General features: G+C 52.1%; 4 protein-coding genes. 2 read left to right on the top strand and 2 right to left on the bottom strand.

The window, feature by feature from the left end; all coding sequences use genetic code 11:
* Positions 1 to 123: 123 nt before the first annotated feature.
* Positions 124 to 1,629, bottom strand: coding sequence for an efflux transporter outer membrane subunit (locus B2Y11_RS00665; RefSeq protein ID WP_291054796.1), 1,506 nt, complete (start codon positions 1,627 to 1,629; stop codon positions 124 to 126).
* A gap of 231 nt (positions 1,630 to 1,860) precedes the next feature.
* Between B2Y11_RS00665 and sstT the strand changes: the two genes are divergently transcribed.
* Positions 1,861 to 3,126: a serine/threonine transporter SstT gene (gene sstT / locus B2Y11_RS00670; RefSeq protein ID WP_414630726.1), complete on the top strand. Its 1,266-nt coding sequence runs from the start codon at positions 1,861 to 1,863 to the stop codon at positions 3,124 to 3,126.
* A 314-nt stretch (positions 3,127 to 3,440) separates the two neighbouring features.
* Here the strand turns inward: sstT and B2Y11_RS00675 are convergent, their stop codons facing one another.
* Complete coding sequence (locus B2Y11_RS00675) at positions 3,441 to 3,956, bottom strand: flavin reductase (RefSeq protein ID WP_291054802.1); 516 nt, start codon at positions 3,954 to 3,956, stop codon at positions 3,441 to 3,443.
* Between the two features lie 132 nt (positions 3,957 to 4,088).
* Here B2Y11_RS00675 and B2Y11_RS00680 point away from each other — a divergent pair, with 132 nt between their 5' ends.
* The gene (locus B2Y11_RS00680; protein ID WP_291054805.1) at positions 4,089 to 4,871 is read left to right on the top strand and encodes a DMT family transporter; all 783 of its coding nucleotides are present in this window, start codon (positions 4,089 to 4,091) and stop codon (positions 4,869 to 4,871) included.
* The last annotated feature ends 89 nt before the right edge of the window (positions 4,872 to 4,960 follow it).

Raw genomic sequence — 4,960 nt, forward strand, 5'->3', positions numbered from 1 at the left:
GGTATCGCCCTGCGGGCGATGAGTATAAAGAACTATCCGCACCGCTTCGCAAAGCTCGTTCCCTAGGGACGCGCCCATACCATCCCGGGAGAATCGGACAGCCGGAAGCTGATAGGCCTCTCTCTATTTTCTCCCTTTTTCCAGCCCCTCATCCAACGGTTTCCAGCCGCCGCCCAGGGCCTTGAAGAGAGATACCATGTCGGTGAGTTCCTTTCCTTTGGACAGGGTATAGTTCTGGTCCAGGGACAGGTAGTGGCGCTCTGCGTCCAGGACTCCCATGTAGTCGGAAAGGCCGTAGGTGAACTGGTTCTGTGCCAGATCCAGTGCTTCTTTGGCCTTATTTCTTCCCTGTTCCAGAGAGTCCTTCCGGATCTTGTCCTGGCTGATGGCAGTCATGGCACTTCGTACTTCACCGGCCGCCTTGAGCACCGTATTTTCATAGGCACTCTGCATTTCTTTTTCCTTTTCGCTCTGTACCCTTACATTTCTTTTCAGCGCGCCGCCGTTAAATAAGGGATAGGATACCTGAGGCATAATGCCAAAGGCGTGGCTGCCGGCAGAGAAGAGGCCGCCGGAAAGGGCTGCCAGCCCCAGCACGCCCAGAATGGAAAACTTCGGCTTCATTTCCTCCTTTGCTTCCTTTGTCTTTGCTATCTGCGCAGCCCAGGCCATTTCCGCCGCGCGCACATCCGGCCGCTGGCGAAGCACCTCCGCCGGAATGGCATTGTACATGGCGCTGTCGATATCCGGTAGAGGCGAAGGGGTAAGGAGCTTATCATTCAGCGCCCCCGGTACCGTACCGGTGAGAATGGAAATCCGATTGGCCGTATCTGCGATTTCCGTCTTCAGCTCCGGCACTTTCGCCTCCGATTCATGAAGGGTATAGGACGCCTGGTCTGCCGGCAGGGATGAGAGAAGGCCCGCATTCTCGTTCACCTGAAGAAGGGCGAGATTCTCTTTCTGGTTATGGATATGGGCTTCCGTCACCGCCAGCTCCTCCTGCAGGGTTCGGAGGGTGATGTAATTCATGGCCACTTCCGCCGAAAGGGATACCCAGGTGGAGTAGAGCGCCGCCCTTTGGGCTTCCAGCGATTTTTCCGACGCCTTTACTTTGGACCGGTTTTTGCCGAAGAAATCCGGTTCCCAGGACGCATCCAGTCCGGTGTAGGTAAGATTATGGCTGTTATCGATGGTCATGCCCGGCACCTTTTCCAAAGCTGACGGAGTGACATCGGTGATCACCCCTTCCGGTGCCTCTGCCCTCACCCATCCGGCGCCTGCATTCACCCAGGGCACCAGAGAAGCTTTCGTCATGCCCAGCGCCTCCCTGGCCTGTTTCAGTCTTGACTCTGCCTGGGCCAGGTCCCGGTTATGGTCCAGGGCGGTATAAATCAGGGAGTCCAGGGTATCATCATGAAATATTTTCCACCATTCCGCCAGCACCTCCGGCGAAAGGGTGGCTCCCTTTTCTTCTGTGAAATAAGGGTTCCCGTACATGGACGCCAGAGCCGTCCATGACGTTTTCTCAAGATTTACCGGTTCCTCAGCTTTTCCGGAAAGGGGAACCATGCAAAAAGCAGCCGCTAACAGGGAAACCATGCCAAGGACTGCTTTTCTTTTTTTATCCATGCCGCCACCTCCTTACAAGCTGGATATGCATGAAAGGGAAGGAAATCCGATGCCTGTCCCTGTCTGATTCATTTCTATCCCTATTATATATAATTCAAATTTGAATTTCAATTTCTCCTTCCTGCTCTTCTTACCTTATATATTATATCGAAAATATTGCGTTCCCCTGTAAATAAGCGTATAATGAAAAACCGTAGCATCTCTTTTTACTTATATAGGAGGATTCTCTTGATTTCTAAAATACAATCCATTCTTTCCCATATCAAACTGATTCACCAGATTGCCCTGGGACTAGTGCTTGGCATTCTGCTGGCCGTCACCCTTCCCCAGTCAGTACCCTTCCTTACCGTATTCGGTGACCTCTTTGTGAAAGCATTAAAGAGCGTGGCGCCGGTACTGGTATTTTTCCTTGTCATCAATGCCATCGCCCAGAAGAAGCCAAACCAGAAAGGCAGTATGAAGCCCATCGTCACCCTGTACATGACCAGCACCTTTCTGGCTTCCATCATTGGCGTATCTTTTTCCTTCCTTTTCCCCACCACTCTCACCCTGCAGGCCGCTGCCGATGCAGGCAGCACCAAGCCGCCCAGCGGCATCGGGGAAGTGCTCTTCAATCTGGTGATGAGCACCATTGACAATCCGGTCAGCGCCCTCTTGAAGGCTAATTACATCAGCATCCTTCTCTGGGCCGTCATTTTCGGTATTGCCATGAAATCCATGGGAACAGGCAGCACGAAACAATTCCTCGATGACACTGCCAAAGCAGTGACAAAGATCGTAGGCTGGGTCATCCATCTGGCGCCCCTGGGCATTATGGGCCTGGTAGCCAATTCCGTAGGCAGCCAGGGCGTTTCCGCCCTTCTGGGCTATCTCCATCTCCTGGCCGTCTTAATCGGTGCCTATGGCGCCGTGGCCCTGGTGATGAATCCTTTGCTTGTATTTTCCAGAGTTCATAGAAATCCCTATCCCCTGGTGCTGACCACATTAAAGGAAAGCGGCGTTTACGCCTTCTTCACCAGAAGCAGCGCCGCCAATATTCCGGTGAACCTTAACCTCTGCCGCCGTCTGGGACTGGATCCGGACATGTACTCCATTTCCATCCCCCTGGGGGCTGCGGTGAATACGGCCGGCGCTTCTGTCACCATTTCCGTTCTTTCCCTGGCTGCCGCCCATACCCTGGGCATTGACGTGGACATTCCCACCGCCTTCCTCCTCTGCCTGGTAGCCACCATCGGCGCCTGCGGAGCTTCCGGAGTAGCCGGCGGCTCCCTCCTCCTCATCCCCGTGGCTTGCGCCTCCTTCGGCATCAGCAGCGACATTTCCATGCAGGTGGTAGGCGTAGGATTTATTATTTCCGTACTGGAAGATGCCTGTGAAACAGCCCTCAACAGCTCCAGCGACGTCCTCTTTACTGCCACGGCGGAATTTGAAAAGCGAAGAAAAGAAGGAATCCTCAAAAGCTCCGACATGGTGCTGGGCGCAGAGGATAAGTCATAAAAATAGTTTCCTGCCGTGATGAATCACACTGTTCCCACATCGGACAGGAAACCCTTCGCTAAAAGTTTCCTGCCCCCACGAATCGCATTGCTTCCACATCGGACAGGAAACCTTTCGCCTACAGTTTCCTGCCCCCATGAATCACCATAGCGCCTCTTCCCCGTCATTTCGAGCGGAGCAAAGAGGCGCCCCGAAATCTCCGGCCGAATCGTTTCCTGCCGTGATGATTCCCAATGCGCCACACCGGACAAAAACCATCCCACCATAAAAATACCCGCCAGTCACAGTGATGACTGGCGGGTATTTTTAATTTCTCAGCACTTTTTCAGAACTTTTACGATTTCACCCATATAAATGCTGTGGTTATTGCCGGCCTGTCTGCCGGAATTCCACCTTTCATAGGTTTCCTTATCCGTATAGAATTCCTCTTTCATTTCATGGGTGTAAATCTTCCGGCATACCAGGATGAGATCCGCTTCTTCCAGACCCACCGCTTCATCGCCGATGGCATAGGGATGAAGGCCGCTGCCTTCGAATTTATCACCGTCCCTGCCGGAGTGGGAGCCCATGTAGGATTCCTTTGGCTTATAGGATACAGGCGGGAAAGACAGGGTGAAATAATCCTGGGCATCCAGAATGGTTTTGGTGAAACGGCTCTGACGGATATAGATGGATGCCACCGGTTTTCTCCACATAATGCCGAAACCGCCCCAGGTCACCAGCATGGGATTGCATTTTTCTTTATTGCCGGCTGTGACAATGCAGTAATCACTAAGTTTTGTAAACGGATTCAATCCGCATTCTTCCACAGGGATTTCTTTAAAAGACATAGCAAGTCTCCTCTCATTTCATAAAATCTATATGGATTATACCATTTTCTCAAATCATTCTAAAGAGAAATGATAAGGATTGTCAAATTATGATAGAATAGCAAAAGCATCTGATCCATTTAAGGAGGATTCATGAGTCAAAATAAAGCTGATTTCCTACTCTTTACGGCCGCCTTCGTATGGGGCAGTTCCTATGGATTTATGAAACTGGGCGCAGAGACCATGCCGCCTGTCTCCATTGCCGCGCTGCGATGCCTTTTTGCCTTCTTCATCCTGCTCCCCTTCTTTATGAAACGCCTTCGGAAGACCGACGGGAAAATACTGAAATACAGCGCCATCACCGGATTTCCCATTGCCGGTGTCTTTATCGGCGTCATTTACGGAGTCATCGGCACCTCTGCCTCCACGGCAGGATTTCTGATTTCCACTTCTGTCATTATGGTTCCCATCCTTCACGGCCTGTGGATTCAGAGAATGCCCTCTTTTCCCATCATGCTTGGCACCGCCATCGTCACCGCCGGTCTTTTCATCCTGAACGGCGTCACTTCCATCAGCCTGGACAAAGGATTCGTGCTCTGCCTCCTGGCAGCATTTCTCTACGCCCTGGATATCCTCTTCACCAATACCTTCGTTTCTAAAGTAGACAGCCTCCTTCTGGGCCTATGGCAGATGGGCTTTGCCGGAATCATAGCCGGCGCCGTCAGCCTTCTTCTGGAAACGCCCAGACTGCCCCATACCCTTCCCGAATGGACCGCCATTCTGGGGCTCGCTGTCTTCTCTTCCGCCTACGGCTTTACCATCCAGGCGGTGGCTCAGGAATACACCACCCCTGAAAGGGCAGGCTTCATCTTCTCCCTGGAGCCCGTGTTCGCCGCCATTTTCGCCTACTTCTTCCTCGGTGAAAACATGGGGTAAGTGTCAAGTTTTCCTCGGTAATTCATTTGACTGTCGATGATTACTATCTCCGTGGCTTCGGTTTTATCAGTATTTCTGTATAGCTCTGG

Origin of the sequence: Dialister sp. UBA1703 (assembly GCA_002320515.1) — a bacterium.
Lineage (GTDB): Bacteria > Bacillota > Negativicutes > Veillonellales > Dialisteraceae > Dialister.